The organism is Candidatus Saccharibacteria bacterium (genome assembly GCA_016700315.1).
Classification (GTDB): domain Bacteria; phylum Patescibacteriota; class Saccharimonadia; order Saccharimonadales; family SZUA-47.
This window is the reverse complement of sequence record CP065013.1, coordinates 467452-483789: the sequence shown is the minus strand read 5'-3', so window position 1 is coordinate 483789 and position 16338 is coordinate 467452. Positions and strand designations below refer to the sequence as shown.

Here is a 16338-nt window from a genome sequence, read left to right as displayed (position 1 = left end):
TGTTTGCTGTAAATAAAGCAGTTATCCACAGCCCGTAAAGTGTTTGTTTGCCTTTGGCTGTGGCTATCTCGGTAGCATAGCGTCTAGCCCGCCGACATTTGACGTCACAAGATGTAGCAGCTATAATTTACATCTGTATTCGGAGATCCGCTAACTGACGGCCGAATCGCACATTGCAATTTAATCGGGAGTAGCGCTCCGCCAGCTGGCGGAGGTAGCGCCGTTGTAATATCATTGCAATGTGTATGTTGTATATGCGATTTACAATCGATTATTAGACAAAGTTTATATTGGTCAAACCAGCGATATAGATAAGCGTATCAAAGAGCATAATCTTCACACTTTTGCTGGTTTTACATCTAGGTTTGAGGGCAAATGGGAATTGATTTTTAAAGAATCAGTTGCCACTCGCTCTGAAGCATTAAAGCGCGAAAAGCAGCTTAAATCTTACAGAGGAAGAGAGTTCATTAAAACACATATTCGGGAGTAGCGCAGCGGTAGCGCAGTTGGCTGTCAGAGGCAGCCTACTTGGGAAACCAAGTAGTGAAAATAGGGTGAATTGCTGGAAGCCTAAAATAGCATCAAAGCTATATGGTAATCAGCAGCCAAGCCGAACTTAGGCTAAAAGAGTTCGGAAGGTTCAGAGACTAGGATGTGAGCCTAACAATAATCGTCCAAATAGCGCCCTACATCCGTAAGGATGATGATATAGTCCACGCCATTATGAAAATAATGAATAAGTGTAACCAATTGGTCGCCAGTTCGAATCTGGCCTCCCGAGCCAGACCAAGCAGAGAAGAACGTAGACCTAGTTCCTAGACCTGTGCCTAACTTCTCTCTTTGGTCAGAGAAATACTAATTTACAGTTCGTAAGTTACAAACGTTAGAACCGTCCGAAAGGATGGTTCTTTCATTTCATCCCTGTAGTTCAGTTCGAACCCAGCCTCTCCCGTCCTGAAGGAGCAAGCACCCCAAAAGCTAACCTGTTTCCTTGACCGACATTATGATTAATTAGTATTTTATTGTATAATAAAACTATATGGAATTCCCTCAAGACAAGTTTAAACCTAAGAAAGACCGATACGCGAAATCTCGTGGGGGTCCGTCAAAATTTCTGTATATCGCATGCGGTAACTGTGAGGAGCCAGCCATGGTCTATCAAAAAGATGGGCCAGGCCGCTTGCTGCGCTGTTATGCTGATCGAATCGTTTGGCCACCAGAGCTTGTTGAAGAGCGAGCAGAACTGACTTCTGCGACTGTGAAGGAAGCTGGCTCTCTTGCATGTACTGCGTGCGCCAATGTCCTAGCCAAGCCAATGGTATATGAACCCGAGAATCGTGCAGCTTACAGAATCATCCCCGGTTCTATACATACCTACCGTAGCCCCGAGCAAGCTGAAGCTAGATCTCAAGAGCAGTAGTTATCACACGACAACCTGTTGTATAACGTCGAGAATATCATGTGCAGCTTCGACCACAGCACCTTCGGCGTTAACTATGCTTATGTCAATATCGGGATGATTGAAGCCTGCCATCGCCAATGATCCGAGTTCTCTAGTGCCAGCCTCAAGTCTCCCATTCAAATTCCGGCCGCTTGATTCAATTCGTCTACGCCATGTTTCCAATGAAGGTGGATATATATACAGTTTAAGTGTGTCGTACTCAGGACGTTGGAGAGCGTGTACCGTATCCAGCGGGTAATCAAGTATAGGCGTATTGTTTCTGCTTAGCGGTGAAGTGATTCCCTGTAAAGGTGTGCCATAACGGACTCCGTAAAGGGCGTTCACAACTACAAACTCGCCCTGCCTCTGCAAAGTATCGAACTCGGTATCAGAGACGCTTATTTTATCGGACTCGTTAGGCCGGTTCGGTCTTGTGATAATTGGCTTTACATATTCGAATGTAGTGTCAGTGGACTGGGCGTTTAGCTCTTGGATCAACGTAGACTTACCCGTTGCTGATGGCCCGAGCAGCAATACAAATAGCCGGCTCTTCGTAAGATTACGTCGCAACGTCTTATTGATCTCCGCTTGCCGGTGGCTAGCTGAAAATACGAATTCATTCATTAGGCTGCCCTGGCTACATTGATACTCATACGCAAGTCTTGAATTGAGCGACGAGATGCGTCTTGCAATGTCTCGCCAGCGCATCGTTCCGGGTACAGTATCGCACGTGATGCGCTTATCATAAGACCATAGCCATTAGTATCGAGACATATTGGCACGCTTTCTTCAAGGCTGCCACCTTGCGTACCAATACCTGCTAACAGAATAGGTGTGTCACCGACAACTTCTCGTACTCCCAAAAGATTGTCTTTATGAGTAGCGCTGAGTACTGGGAGAATGTTCCCATTATAGTTCCAAGAGTCCATGCTTTCTCGTAGAATATGTCTCCACAATGGATTACCGTCAGCGAGCGTCAGTCCTTGGACTTCTTGAGCTGACGGGTTTGATGTATTTATGCAAAGCACGACAAGCTTATTCTTCCATTTCACGAATGGCTCGATAGCGTCTAAGCCCATATACGGGTTCAATAGCACTGCGTCAGCATCTAGCTCACCGAATATCTCTTCAGCAATTTTGTCAGCTGTGTGGCCTACATCCGCAAACTTACCATCACACACCCGAAGAACTTTGGGATGATTTGCTTTTATGTAATCGAAAGTACCGGCTAGCGCGCGTCGCCCTAATTCACCCTGGAAGAAATTTGAGTTTACTTTAAAATCCACTGCATATTCTGCTGTGGCATCTATGACCTGCTGATTAAAAAGAAGCATGCCGTCTGCTAAGTTACTTCTACCGCCAACTTCATCCCAGATCTCGCTAGGAATTTTATTGACGTCAGGGTCAATGCCAACGCCAGCCATGGAATCAATTTCTAGCCACCGATTTCGAATCTTTTCTATGCCACTAGCTGCAGGTGCATAATACAAACTCCCTGGACCTAATCTTTCCATGCTTATTCCTCATCCTTGCCGTAATAGATGTCCCCGTGTCGGTGCTTGGCTTCAACGTGATGTAGCGCTCCACGTGCGCCAGTGGTGTTTGTTGGCCGACGTGTAACATTTATTCCACCAGCCGCTAAGCCCTCGGCTTTCAAACGGTTGTCTGTTTGTAGAATGATTGACTCGACGCCTATCATGCCCAAAAGTTTTCCTGCGCCTTCATAGCTGCGAATATCAAACTCTGCGCCCAAAATTAATTGGGCGGCAGTGATAGTGTCAACTGCTTGAAGATTATTGTGGTTGGTGGCAACTTTAATACCGCGCTTTAAACCCTCTGTCTCCATTTTAGTTGCCGCGCCGAAGCCTCTTCCATCTTGAGAAGGTATATGAATTACAGCGCCATTGCCTAGCTCTTTGATATCCGTAAGTGCAGTATGCAACTGCTCACGACAGTCACATCCTCTATCATCGTAAATTTGGCCGATATCACAGCCTGAATCAATTCTTACGAGAAGGTCTTTGCCTGACATTTTCTCGATACGTCGAGGGGTAAAAATTTCGTAATATTTCCACGGGTCATTATCAAGAATTAGGCCGTACGAATGCACTTCGCCGCTCGCAAAAGGATATTTGCGGGCGTGAACTGTTTGCAGCATACTGGTTTTAATAGAGACATCTTCTTTTTCTGACGGCTTGCAAAGTGTAATGCTAACTTCTGGCTCGTGGAATCCCGTGACCGCAATAATTTTCTCTAAGTGCTCCGAAGATTTAGTACGATCCCGTGTAGGGGTAATACTTCTAGGGTAATAGGCCATGCCTGTGTTGCATTGGCGGATTAGAACATGTTTTCTGTCGCCGATGAACTGGCTCATCAGCTGCTCATACCCAGGGTGCTCAGCTGGCGTTAATTTGTAGCTTGCTTCGTCAACCTCAAGCAATGAAACCGGTAGCTTAGGGTTATTGAAAGCTTCTTGAGGCGTAGTATTTACGTAAAGTATCTGGAAGTAGGAAAAGCTTTCTCCGTCATCCACCTCAACAGGACTCATCCACACATCTTTATCTTCGTCTAAGTCCAGCTGACAACCATAGAAGTGGGTCACTTCTCGATCTTGTAATAACACGAGGCGGCTTAAAGATTCACGATAGGTATCGTTAATTGCGGGAGCGCCAGGAATTGGATGTTCATCAAATTCAGCAATCCCGGGAAGGAAAACCTCGCTACTCATGACTAATTTATAACATATTGGAGCGCGTAATGCAAAGTTTTAACCTTGTAATTGTGTCTGGAGCAATTCAATTTTCTCAGAATCTTTCAGGTGTAAGTGGCACGAGTCTAAGAAATGATAATAGTTACCAACCGGTCTGTCTATTCGTTCAGCTATGTAATGTTGTAAAGAGATAAATTCAAGCATATTCATCAACAACTTTTTATATGCATCTGAGGAGTTAGCGTGAACGTGCAACTCCAGCTTTCCATGCTTAATGCGCGCCCAGATTATTTGGGTGCAGGGCGAAACTTTTTGACCTTGATCAATGTTTTTATCCCACATTGATATCTGCGCTTCACCGACTGGGCGTTCTGCATTTAGATTTGCAATCAAGAACTCTATTTGTGAATTTGGCTCGTCAAAGGCACGATGGTAGTAAAGTTTTGTCCAATCGTGAACGACACTGTCTTCGTTCTCGCCGGTATAGATGTATCTATTGATTACATCTAGGTCAGCTTGGGCCATTGGAAATCGTGCGTCCGCCCCTATGACCTCGGGGTCAGTAATTTCTATGAGCGTAGTTTCATCACGCAGGTACTTTTCATTACCTGTAGCATCTCCTTCTTCAAGAAGAGTTTTAAATGTGCTGATCCAAGCTTCGTTTGCAGTTGTTGCAGTTATATTAATCATTTAGGTATTTTATCACGTTCTAACAGATGATTTGCATGATACCATGAGTAGATGAAACTCTTGATTACCGGCAAACCAAAAAGCGGAAAGAGCACCATATTAAGCGAGCTAGTTGCCGGCGTTTCTCCTCGGCGTGGTTTTATAACAAAAGAATTTGTCAAAGACCATCACAGAATAGGGTTTGTTGTAGAGGATATGAACGGTCTACGTGCAGTTTTGGCTCAAACACAGAACCATACAAGCCTGCAAGTCGGGCGTTTTTATGTTCACCCAGAAGTCTTGGCACAATTTACTCGAAGCTTATCGCATCCAAAGACTGGCGAGCTTTTGTATCTTGACGAGGTAGGCCAAATGCAACTTTACTCTAACGAGTTTAGATCACTCGTTGAAACCTACCTAGACGCTCCGAATGATTTCTTAGCAACCATTACGAGCGTTTATAGTGATGAGTTCACGAAGAATATCTTAGGTAGGGATGACATCGTGCTATTTCAACTAACCGTAGCGAATAGAAACCAAATTAAAAAATCATTGAGCATTGCTCTGCATAATAATGATCTATTCAGTGAACTGTCTACAGCAATTCAGAAGGCTGTCGTAGAATACGCCAACAACTACTTAAACAAAAATTCATTCATATCGTTTAACAAATTATTTACTAATGCAATCAGGTATTTTCTGGAAGGTAATATTAGTGTAGTTGAGGCAGACACATATACCGTTAAGGGTAACACTAACGAACATCTAGTCCGTTGTAGGCCCATGAATGGCTTGAGCTGCGATTGTCCGTTATCAAACGGCAAAGAACCCTATGACGAACCGATGGAGTGCTCTCATATACAGGCTGTGCATCTTTACAGAACAGAACTATCTTGATAATTAATTGATTATAGAAAATTCGAAAGCTAAGCTAAAGTAAAGCGAGCCTAAAATTTAGGTGGTAGAAATACTTGGTTCGAATCCAGTCCCCGGAGCCAAGAGTATATATTTTTCAAAGAATCTAGTAAGCATTCACGCTACTGGATTTTTGGTATAATTTGGCTGAATGAAGTTTACTGTACGTAACACAGTTCAGCGCTTTTCAGGACAATATGGCTGGTATTATCTCGAGCTAGATGAGATTATTAGCAAGGACCTACGACCTATGCTCAAAGACTTATGGCCTGCATTACTTAAAGCGCGTTTTACGATCAATAATACAACATGGAATAGCTCAATAATGCCCATCAAGGATGGCCCTTTATTTATTGCCTTGCCAGCGAAGATCAGAAAAACAGAGAACATTGACGTAGATCAAAGCATTAACGTTACAGTTGAGCTTGAAATTTAGGTGAAGAAAAAAGTGCGTGACCTGTATGCTGAGCCAAAAGAAAGTGAGTCAGATTAATCTGGCTCATTTTCTTTTTGACATCGAAAGATGCCTGGTTCGAACTGGAAGTTCGATAATCCCCCGCCCGATAGCCGGCGGACAAAACGGGCGGATTATACATTATTAATCTGGCCTCCCGACCCAAGATTGATTTTGAGAGCACTCTGAGATTACATCAAATGGTGCTTTTAGATTGAAAACGAGCTTTTTGTCCTGAGTTATGAGGTACGAAAGTAAAAAGCGTAAAAGCTTGGATTTAGAGCCGCTATTGAACTTTGGAATAGCTTAGGAGCTTCTGCAGCTATTTCTAACAGATACTAACTGGTCAATGGAGAATCTTTATCATTGTGGGCCAAATTAACGAGCTGGTCGTCTAATAGCTCTCGTCGAGCTTTCAGGCCCTTTACATATTCGTCATAGTCTGTGATACGGCTTTTACAGCCAGGGTAAATTATGCGATAGAGTGTCGCAACAAAGTGTCATTTAGTTTTCGTACTGTTCAGTAGCTTAACTTGTAGCATCGAACAAAATTTTGCTAGATAACCCATCCGAAATTAGATACAAAAACGACGATTAGGGTCGAAAATCTGGCCGAAAAATTTGTGAGCCATACCCCAACCAAATAATTACCAAATAGATGAACGATTATTTGATGCCCACTGACACGCATTTGGAGTGGTCAGGACGTGTTTTCTTGCAATTTACGAGTAATTTTATTTGCTGCAAACATAACCGTGTCATTTACGGCCAATAAAAAGCAAGTTTCCAACAGAGGTAATTTTAAGATACAATAGTTTATAATATGGCATTCAACAAAATTCTAGAAAAATACCGCAATTTAGCTCACTCGGAACGAGATAAAGGAACAAGATTTGAACGCCTAATTCAAGCCTACTTTTATACTGACCCAAAGTATAGGCATCTAGAAAAAATATGGCTTTGGAATGAATTTCCACATAGAAGTTCATTCGGCGGAAAAGATGTCGGGATAGATTTAGTTGCACTCACTACTGAGGGTGAATACTGGGCCATCCAATGTAAGTGCTATCAGGCAGACTCAGGTATTAGTAAAGAAGAAGTTGATACATTCCTGTCTACTTCAGGCAAAAGTTTTGAAGATGCAGATAAAAACCGAATTAAGTTTAGCTATCGCTTATGGGTATCGACTACCAATAAATGGACTTCTACGGCAAATGAGACTTTACTACATCAAGACCCACCAGTTACTAGGTTAAGCCTAAATGATCTGGAAGAGGCTCCAGTTGACTGGTTAAAGATAGATCAGGGCATCTATGGCGACAAGGCACGTACCGCCAAAAAGGAACTTCGATTTCATCAGCGTGATGCGCTTCACAAGTCTATGGATTATTTCTCTCAAGGAAACAGTAGAGGAAAATTGATAATGGCTTGCGGTACAGGTAAGACATTTACGAGTTTACGTATCGCAGAAGAAATAACGCAAAAAGATGGAGTTGTGTTGTTCCTTGTCCCATCTATTGCCTTACTTGGTCAGACACTGCGTGAATGGACTGCTGATGCAAAGGAAGAAATAAACCCGATAGCAATATGTTCGGACTCTGAGATTACTAAAGACAAAAAGAAGAATGAAGATGCCCAGACATTTAGCATTGTTGATCTAGCTATTCCGGCTTCTACTAATGTCAATCAAATACTAAAGCAATTTGAATACTTTGAAATGACTAATAAGAAGGGGCTGACTGTCGTATTCTCAACCTATCAGTCAATAGATGTTATCTCTAAAGCACAAAAACGACTTGAGAGCATAGGTAGTAAGTACGAAAAATTTGATCTAGTAATATGCGATGAAGCACATAGAACTACTGGAGTAACTCTTGCAGGTAATGATGAATCTGCTTTTGTAAAAATTCATGACAATGCATTCATAAATGCTGACAAGCGTATCTACATGACAGCTACCCCTCGCTTGTATGGCGAGGAATCAAAGCGTAAAGCTGAAGATTCCTCAGCAGTTATTTGCTCTATGGATGACGAGGCATTGTACGGAAAAGAGATCTATCGTATAGGCTTTGGAGAGGCTGTAGAACATGATCTTTTGTCAGACTATAAGGTTTTAATCCTCACTCTTTCAGAAAACGATGTAACCCCAGAAGTCCAAAAAGTCATACAAAATCCAGAACACGAAATTAGCGTTGACGACGCATCAAAGCTTATTGGTTGTATCAATGCTATGTCCAAGCAAATATTGGGTGAAAAAGGCACGGTTCATATTTATGATCCTGAACCTATGAGACGAGCAGTAGCTTTTACTTCAAATATTAAGACCTCTAAAAAAATAACCGACTCTTTCAATGCTATTAGTGACACCTACTCAGAATCTGTTCCAGAGTTAAAACGAGAAACACTCGTCCAGCTCAATTCAAAGCATATCGATGGTGCTATGTCAGCTACACAACGAGACGAACTAATGTCATGGCTTAAGGAAGAGCTTGAAAATCAACAAGAAGCACGGGTATTGACTAACGTGCGTTGTCTTAGTGAAGGTGTAGATGTTCCGTCTCTAGACGCCGTAATGTTCCTGTCTGCACGAAATTCACAAGTAGATGTAGTACAGTCTGTTGGGCGTGTAATGCGTAAAAGTCCTGGAAAAAAATATGGTTACATAGTTATACCAATTGTAGTGCCAACGGATGTCGAGCCAGAAAAAGCCCTCGATGATAATGAAAGATATAAAGTTGTCTGGACCGTACTTAATGCATTGCGAGCTCACGACGACCGTTTTAACGCGACCGTCAACAAGATTGATCTAAATAAAAACCGTCCAGATCAAATATTAGTTGGTCGTCCAGATCCAGATGGTGATGGTGACCCCTTCAACGATCTTGAATCAGCACAGGCACAAGTTAAAAACACTCAGCTCGGTCTGCAATTTGATGCACTACAAACAGCAATATACGCAAAGATGGTGCAGAAAGTTGGTGATCGTCAGTATTGGGAGAACTGGGCTAAAAATGTAGCAGATATTGCAGAACGTCAAATAATTCGGATTACAAAAATTGTTGACGAAGATGACGAAGCACACATGGCATTCCGCCAGTTTGTTAAGGGTCTACAAAAAAATATCAATCCTTCCATTACAGAACAGCAAGCTATTGAAATGCTTTCTCAGCACATTATTACTAAACCAGTTTTTGAGGCTTTGTTTGAGGGTTACTCGTTTGTGCAAAACAATGCTGTATCAATCTCTATGCAAAAAGCTTTAGATGCCATTGAAGCTAAAGCAATTGAAGATGTTGACGCAGAACTATTAGAAGGGTTCTATAAGTCAGTTCGTAAGCGTGCCGAAGGCATAGACAACTCTGAGGGTAAGCAACGAATCATTGTTGAGCTATACGACAAATTCTTTAAGACTGCATTTCCTAAAATGGTAGAACAATTAGGAATTGTTTATACGCCTATTGAGGTTGTGGACTTTATCATTCATTCAGTAAATGATGTGCTCAAGAAAGAGTTCGGCAGAAGCTTAAGTGATGAAAATGTAAATATCTTAGACCCATTTACAGGCACGGGTACATTCATTACGAGATTACTCCAAAGTGGCGTTATCGAACCTAGAGACCTAGAGAGAAAATATAAACAAGAAATATTCGCAAATGAAATCGTACTGCTTGCTTACTATATTGCGGCAGTGAATATCGAGAACGCCTACCATGATTTACTAGAAAAAGACGAGTATGATAGCTTCGAAGGCGTAGTACTTACAGATACATTCCAGCTCTATGAAGAAGATGACAATGCTAAATTGTTCAGTGAAGCCCTCGCAGAGAACTCAGAACGCCTACAACGCCAAAAGAAGTCTCCACTAAGGGTAATCATCGGTAACCCTCCATATTCTGCAGGGCAAAAATCTACTGATGACAATGCACAGAATCAGAAATACCCTAAGCTAGAAAAAAGAATAGAAAAAACCTATGCAAAAAGTGTTGATACGAATAACAAAAATAAGTTATACGATTCTTACATTAAGGCGTACCGCTGGGCTTCAGATCGCTTAGGTGATGAGGGTGGCGTAGTTGGTTTCGTAAGCAATGGTGCTTGGCTTGAGAACTCAGCTATGTCTGGTTTCAGGAAAAGTCTAGAAGAGGAATTTACTAGCATATACGTCTTTAATCTTAGAGGTAATGCACGCACTAGTGGTGAACAGCGTAGGCGTGAAGCTGGCAACGTTTTTGGTGCTGGTACGAGAACGCCAATATCAATTACATTATTGGTTAAAGACCAAGAAAATCAAAGCGATAAAGCTAAAATATACTACCTCGATATTGGCGATTATTTATCACAAGACCAGAAATTAAAAACGATTAGTGAATTTAGAACTGTAGAATCTGTAATGAGCTGGCAGACTATACATCCAAATGAACATGCAGATTGGGTTAATCTAAGAAACGATTCCTTCAAGAAATTTCTGCCCCTGCAAGAAAACGACGAGGACAAATCTGTGTTCAATGTAAAGTCAATGGGCATACAAAGCAAAGGTGATGCAAAGGTATACAATTCAAAAATATCTAATGACTATTGGGTTGAAAATCGAGTTAAAAAAGACATCCTGGACACGGTGGTTTATAGACCGTTCTTTAAGCAGTTCATGGTGAGATCAAAACCTACAATTTACCGCCCTGGTAAATGGAATGACATTTCAGTAGGCACAAATGAGAACTACACGATTTGTGTTACTGGCATTGGTGGTTCAAAGGAGTTTTCCTCACTTATGACTAATCTTGTCTCAGACTACCAAGTTATGCAGAATTCACAGTGCTACCCGCTACATCTTTATGAAAAGATAAATAACTCAATGCCGTCATTATTTGGCGAAACTAACGATGATTATGTGAGAAAAGACGGTATCAGCGATTACGTCTTACGGACAGCTAATGACCAGTACCCTAACCAGAATATTTCTAAAGAGGATATATTCTACTATGTGTATGGCTTACTTCATAGCACTGATTATCGGCATGAATTCGCAAATGACTTATCAAAAATGCTACCAAGATTGCCACTAGTAGAAAAACCCGAAGAATTCTGGGAATTCAGTAAGGCTGGCCGAAAGCTCGCTGACATACATGTAAATTATGAAGACGTTCTGCCTTATGAAGGCGTTAAGGTGACCGGTACCCAACACAATAATTATATTGTCCAGAAGATGAAATTCCCGAATAAGGAGCACAAGGATAAGATAATATACAATGCCCAGATAACAATCGATGATATTCCTGAAAAAGCGTATGAGTATGTAGTAAATGGCAAGAGTGCAATAGAGTGGATTATTGATAGGTATCAAGTAAGAACCGACAAGAAGACAGGCATCACAAATGACCCGAATGATTGGGCAAAAGAGGTTGGGAACCCTAGATATATACTTGATCTACTGTTAAGTGTCATCAATGTAAGCGTACAGACAGTAGACATTGTTAGTAACCTGCCGAAGCTTGATTTTAGCGAGAAAGATACCTAAGCCGTGGAGTGGCTAATAGTCATTGGCTTAGTAGGTGCTATAGCCTACTTCGTGGGTGAAGCTTCTGGTAATAAAAATACGAGCCAAAGCACATATCAAAAACCGACTCCTAGTCCCCGACTTCAGCCGAAACCAAAGCTCAACATAAAGCAAGTAGACATATCAAGCATCACGCTTAGCGATGAGCAAGCAAACATTTTTAATCTCATCGAGACGACAAATGATAATTACTATATAACTGGCAAAGCTGGTACTGGTAAGTCTATTCTCCTCCAATATTTTGTTGAAAATAGTGGCAAGCGAGTTGTAGTAGTAGCGCCTACTGGAGTTGCTGCACTTAATGTCGGTGGTCAGACTATACATTCGTTCTTCAAAATGCCATTTGATATTGATTTTGATGATCTAAAGGTAGACTACAAATTACGTGAGTTGCTTCGAAATATAGATACGGTTGTTATCGATGAGATCTCGATGGTTCGTGTTGATCTTATGGAAGCAATCAGTGAAAAGCTACAAATAGCACGCAAAAACGATGAGCCGTTTGGCGGTATTCAGATGGTAATGTTTGGTGATTTGTATCAGCTACCGCCAGTAGTTACGGACGGAGAATTAGATAGGTACTTCAAACATAACTTTGGCGGAGTCTATTTCTTCAATGCCCCCTCGATCAAAAATTCAAACCTAAGTATCTACGAATTAAATAAGATATTCCGACAAAAAGATGCTGATTTCAAAGCAATACTAAATTCTATAAGATATGGAAAGATCAAAGAAGATCAGCTGAAAGAACTAAATGAACGTACCAAGGCAGAAAAGCCAGAGGGCGGGTTTATTACTCTTGCGGGTCATAATTCTACGGTTTCATATATAAATCATAAAAAGCTTGCAGAGTTATCTGGCGAAGAAAGAACTTACGAAGCGGAGATTTGGGGAAATATAACACAAAGTTCATTCCCCACAGAAAAGCTACTAAAGCTAAAAGTCGGAGCACAGGTCATGATGCTAAAGAATGATACTGAAAAGCCACGTCGTTGGGTAAACGGAACACTTGGCGTAGTAACAAAATTGAATCAAGACATTGTAAGGGTAAATATAGATGGTGTTGAGCACACTATTGCACCTGCGAGTTGGGATAAAATCCAATATGAATATGACCCCGATGAACGAAAGCTCGATAAGAAAGTTATCAGCTCTTTCAAGCAACTTCCAATACGTTTAGCGTGGGCAATAACAATACATAAATCACAGGGTCAGACGTATCAATCCGTAGCAGTCGACCTAAGTGATGGTGCATTTGCACATGGACAAACCTACGTTGCATTGAGTAGATGCGTCTCACTAGAAGGGTTATATTTAGATTCGCCAGTTAAGCGCTATGATGTGATAGTAGACCCAGATATTGTTGATTTTATGAAAAAAGCTGTAGTAGAAGGAGAAATTAAAGTATGAAAATAACACCAGATAACCAAAGCTTATTTGGGCTAGTAGAGAAAGCCCAGAAAGGACAGTTGGTTTTACCTGAATTTCAACGTAGCTTTGTATGGCCATATGCAGATGTGAAAGATTTGCTGATCTCTATTTTCAAGGGCTACTTCATAGGATCTATATTGCTACAGGATGCAGATAGCAAAAGCTTACCTTTTGCTTACAGAACAATTGAAGGTGTCGCAGATATTGCCTCAGAAGACACCGTACAGAAATATATTCTTGATGGTCAGCAGCGTATCACAACTCTCCATTACGTACTTTATGCACCACAGAATGTAAATCTAAAATACACTTCTAGCCCTTATCGATTTTTCCTAAATCTAGTAGCACTTATGAAAGACGACCTGGAAAATGCTATATATGGTGAGCGCGAGAGAGATGTAAGAAGATTGATCGAAAATAAGGAATTGCAGTTTGAAAAGAAGACTGTACCATTCACTGCACTCACTCAAGCACATTGGAACGCTTGGCAAGCCGAATATATGTCTAGCGCTGACGATGCCATAAAGCCCGAACGAGCCATGGAAGTACTGGCCTGGCAAGCAAAGCTACAACCTTTCTTTAATTTTACGGTGGCAACATTACAAATTGACAAGGTGAAAGACGATGATGCAGACGGGATTGCAGAAATATGTGCTGTGTTTGAAAAAATGAATAGCAAGGGCGTGAAGTTAACCGTCTTTGATCTTTTAACGGCACGTTTGTATAGATCGAATATTGCATTGAGACAACTTTGGCGGGAAGCTCGACAACAACACGAAAACATTAGCCATGTATCGGATGAAGACCCAGACATTTATGCAATCTTTATTCTAAGGATCATAGCCTTACTCCGTGGACTTGATGTTAAGTCATCCACACTAATAAATCTATCCGCCGATAACTTCGAGACAGACTTCGTTGTTGCTGCAACATCTTTAGATAAAGCATTAGCCAGAATCAAGAGCACCCAGGGATACGGTGCATTTGATACTAAATGGATACCATATCCAGGTACGGCTGTAACTCTAGGTGCCCTAATACACATTTCACAATCAGAGCGACTAGACGCTACAAGTACTCGAGCCATTGACAAATGGTACTGGGGCTCTGTTTTTGGGGAGAGATATTCAAGTGCGGTCGAGTCTACTACGACAAGTGACTTCCGTGATCTAAGGGATTACTTGATGGGCAAATCGAATGACAGTGATGTTTTGGCAAGAATTAGCCAGGACCTCGACCACAAGTATCTTCTTAATAAGCTCTACTCGACCAGCAGATCTGGTAGTTCGGTTTATAGCGGAGTTATGTGTCTTTCGGCGCTTAAGGGTGCTAGGGACTTTAGAATTGACGATGCAATTACATTACATACGCTCGATGACCACCATATCTTCCCAAAAAATTACCTTGCAAAACATTACAAGAATAGCGATCTCAAGCTAACAGATAGTCAAATAAATTGTGTATTGAACAGAACACTAATTTCTGATGTAACAAACCGGAAAATTAGTAACAAAGCACCATCAATTTATCTCAATGACCCTGCGCTAATAGACATAGATCAACGAGAAGCAATTCTTCGTCATCACTACATAAACGCGGACGGACTAAATGCTATGCTTTCTGATGATTTTGCTCTATTCCAAGATGCTAGGGCAAATCAAGTAATAATAGATATTCTTGAAAAGGTATCTTAGTGCAACTATCTAAGTCAGACTACATGTTGTTCCTGAAGCACCCAGCTTGGCTTTGGATAAAAAAGAATGACCCAAAGAAGATTCCTCCAGTTGACGAAAACACTCAAGCAATGTTCGATGCTGGGCATCAGTTTGAGCCATACGCTGAGTCATTATTCCCAGAGGGAGAAACGCTTGGATTCTCTGACTATAATGAATATCTAACACTGCCCAAGCGAACACAGGATGCAATTGATCGTGGAGATCAGGTATTATTCCAACCTCGTTTCGAGTGGCAGGACTTCACCTGTATATGCGATATTGTCAGTTTCGTTGGTAAGAATAAAGTAGATTTATTTGAAGTCAAAGCCAGCACCAAAGTAAAGGCGGAACATGAGTTTGACCTTGCGTTTCAAACCGCCGTGCTTGAAGGTAGTGGATTGAATGTACGAAAAATCCACGTTATACACGTCAATAATCAATATGTTCGTCAGGGAGATATATTAGCAGATGGAATTACTCATATTCAGGATGTATCTGAATCTGTTCGAGCTAAGAGTGAGCTGACAGCAAAATATATGCCACTTGCACTCGAAATTGCAAAACGACCTAATATGCCAGATCCCAATCCTAATCTTGCTAAGCTTGGATCAAAGAATGATTGGCTCAAAATATACGCCATTGTAGTAACATCAGAACCAATATCTCAAGAGGAGGACGTATTACCAGCTATTCAACACGATGAGATCAAGCGTTTTCTTGGTGATCTTCAATATCCACTCTATTTTCTGGATTATGAAACCATGTCAGGCCTTATTCCTTATTTTGATGGCCACCGCCCGTATCAGCAAGTTCCGTTTCAGTATTCACTACACATCATAAAATCTCCAGATGCCGAACTTGAGTGGAAGGAATACCTTCATCGTGAGAATTCAGACCCATCACGCCCTCTCACCGAACAGCTCTTAAATGATATTGGAACGAAAGGCACAGTACTTGTTTGGTACGAGAAGTTTGAGAAAAGTCGAAATACAGAACTTGGCGAAATGCTCCCAGAATACAAAGAAGCAATGGAGGCTATCAATGCCCGAGTTGTTGATCTAATAATCCCATTTAAGAACAAGTGGTACGATGATCCACGATTTAATGGTAGTGCAAGCATAAAACAAGTCTTGCCCGTAGTCTGCCCAGAGCTTTCTTATCAGGAACTAGGCATCCAAGAAGGTGGTTCAGCCCAACGACTCTGGATGGAGGCGATACTTGACGATAAGCGAGCTGACCAAAAAGAGCAAATTCTCGCCGATCTAATCGAATACTGTAAGCTCGATACACTGGCAATGGTCGAAATTTACCGCTGCTTAACACGACTGCAAGCATAAGCTATTTAGTGTTTATTTGAATGTAAATAACACAATATATAGCGTAAAGCTTGAGAGTTATAATAGAGAAGTTCATAGATACGAGTGAGTGGGGAGACCTCCTCTCGACTCT

Annotated in this window: 12 protein-coding genes; 8 read left to right on the top strand and 4 right to left on the bottom strand. The window is 41.4% G+C overall.

Going from position 1 to position 16338, the window contains the following annotated elements:
- Positions 1-241 precede the first annotated feature (241 nt).
- Positions 242-490, top strand: coding sequence for a GIY-YIG nuclease family protein (locus IPO96_02465; protein ID QQS65394.1), 249 nt, complete (start codon positions 242-244; stop codon positions 488-490).
- Between the two features lie 549 nt (positions 491-1039).
- Positions 1040-1420 (top strand): hypothetical protein, encoded by a 381-nt coding sequence (locus IPO96_02460; protein ID QQS65393.1) that lies wholly within the window; start codon positions 1040-1042, stop codon positions 1418-1420.
- 3 nt (positions 1421-1423) lie between these two features.
- Here the strand turns inward: IPO96_02460 and IPO96_02455 are convergent, their stop codons facing one another.
- From IPO96_02455 to IPO96_02440, 4 genes are read right to left on the bottom strand one after another with little or no spacing between them, the layout of a single operon-like run.
- The gene (locus IPO96_02455; protein ID QQS65392.1) at positions 1424-2065 is read right to left on the bottom strand and encodes a hypothetical protein; all 642 of its coding nucleotides are present in this window, start codon (positions 2063-2065) and stop codon (positions 1424-1426) included.
- Complete coding sequence (pyrF, locus tag IPO96_02450; GenBank protein ID QQS65391.1) at positions 2065-2955, bottom strand: orotidine-5'-phosphate decarboxylase; 891 nt, start codon at positions 2953-2955, stop codon at positions 2065-2067. The genes IPO96_02455 and pyrF overlap by 1 nt, the downstream gene beginning before the upstream one ends.
- A gap of 2 nt (positions 2956-2957) precedes the next feature.
- Positions 2958-4169 carry a hypothetical protein gene (locus tag IPO96_02445; GenBank protein ID QQS65390.1) on the bottom strand — a complete coding sequence of 404 codons (1212 nt, stop codon included), beginning with the start codon at positions 4167-4169 and terminating at the stop codon, positions 2958-2960.
- Between the two features lie 39 nt (positions 4170-4208).
- Entirely contained in the window at positions 4209-4841 is a 633-nt protein-coding gene (locus IPO96_02440; GenBank protein ID QQS65389.1) for a hypothetical protein, read from the bottom strand.
- 51 nt (positions 4842-4892) lie between these two features.
- Between IPO96_02440 and IPO96_02435 the strand changes: the two genes are divergently transcribed.
- The 6 genes from IPO96_02435 to IPO96_02410 all read left to right on the top strand — a co-directional run bounded on the left by IPO96_02435 (position 4893) and on the right by IPO96_02410 (position 16226).
- Positions 4893-5717 (top strand): hypothetical protein, encoded by an 825-nt coding sequence (locus tag IPO96_02435; protein ID QQS65388.1) that lies wholly within the window; start codon positions 4893-4895, stop codon positions 5715-5717.
- A 169-nt stretch (positions 5718-5886) separates the two neighbouring features.
- A complete protein-coding gene (locus IPO96_02430) occupies positions 5887-6171 on the top strand; it encodes a DUF1905 domain-containing protein (GenBank protein ID QQS65387.1) in 285 nt (94 codons plus the stop codon).
- Between the two features lie 841 nt (positions 6172-7012).
- On the top strand, positions 7013-11704 hold the full coding sequence (locus IPO96_02425; protein QQS65386.1) for a DEAD/DEAH box helicase: 4692 nt from the start codon (positions 7013-7015) through the stop codon (positions 11702-11704).
- Between the two features lie 159 nt (positions 11705-11863).
- Entirely contained in the window at positions 11864-13153 is a 1290-nt protein-coding gene (locus IPO96_02420) for an AAA family ATPase (protein QQS65408.1), read from the top strand.
- On the top strand, positions 13150-14868 hold the full coding sequence (locus IPO96_02415; protein ID QQS65385.1) for a DUF262 domain-containing protein: 1719 nt from the start codon (positions 13150-13152) through the stop codon (positions 14866-14868). The genes IPO96_02420 and IPO96_02415 overlap by 4 nt, the downstream gene beginning before the upstream one ends.
- Positions 14868-16226, top strand: a complete 1359-nt coding sequence (locus IPO96_02410) for a DUF2779 domain-containing protein (GenBank protein QQS65384.1) — start codon at positions 14868-14870, stop codon at positions 16224-16226. The genes IPO96_02415 and IPO96_02410 overlap by 1 nt, the downstream gene beginning before the upstream one ends.
- Positions 16227-16338 lie beyond the last annotated feature (112 nt).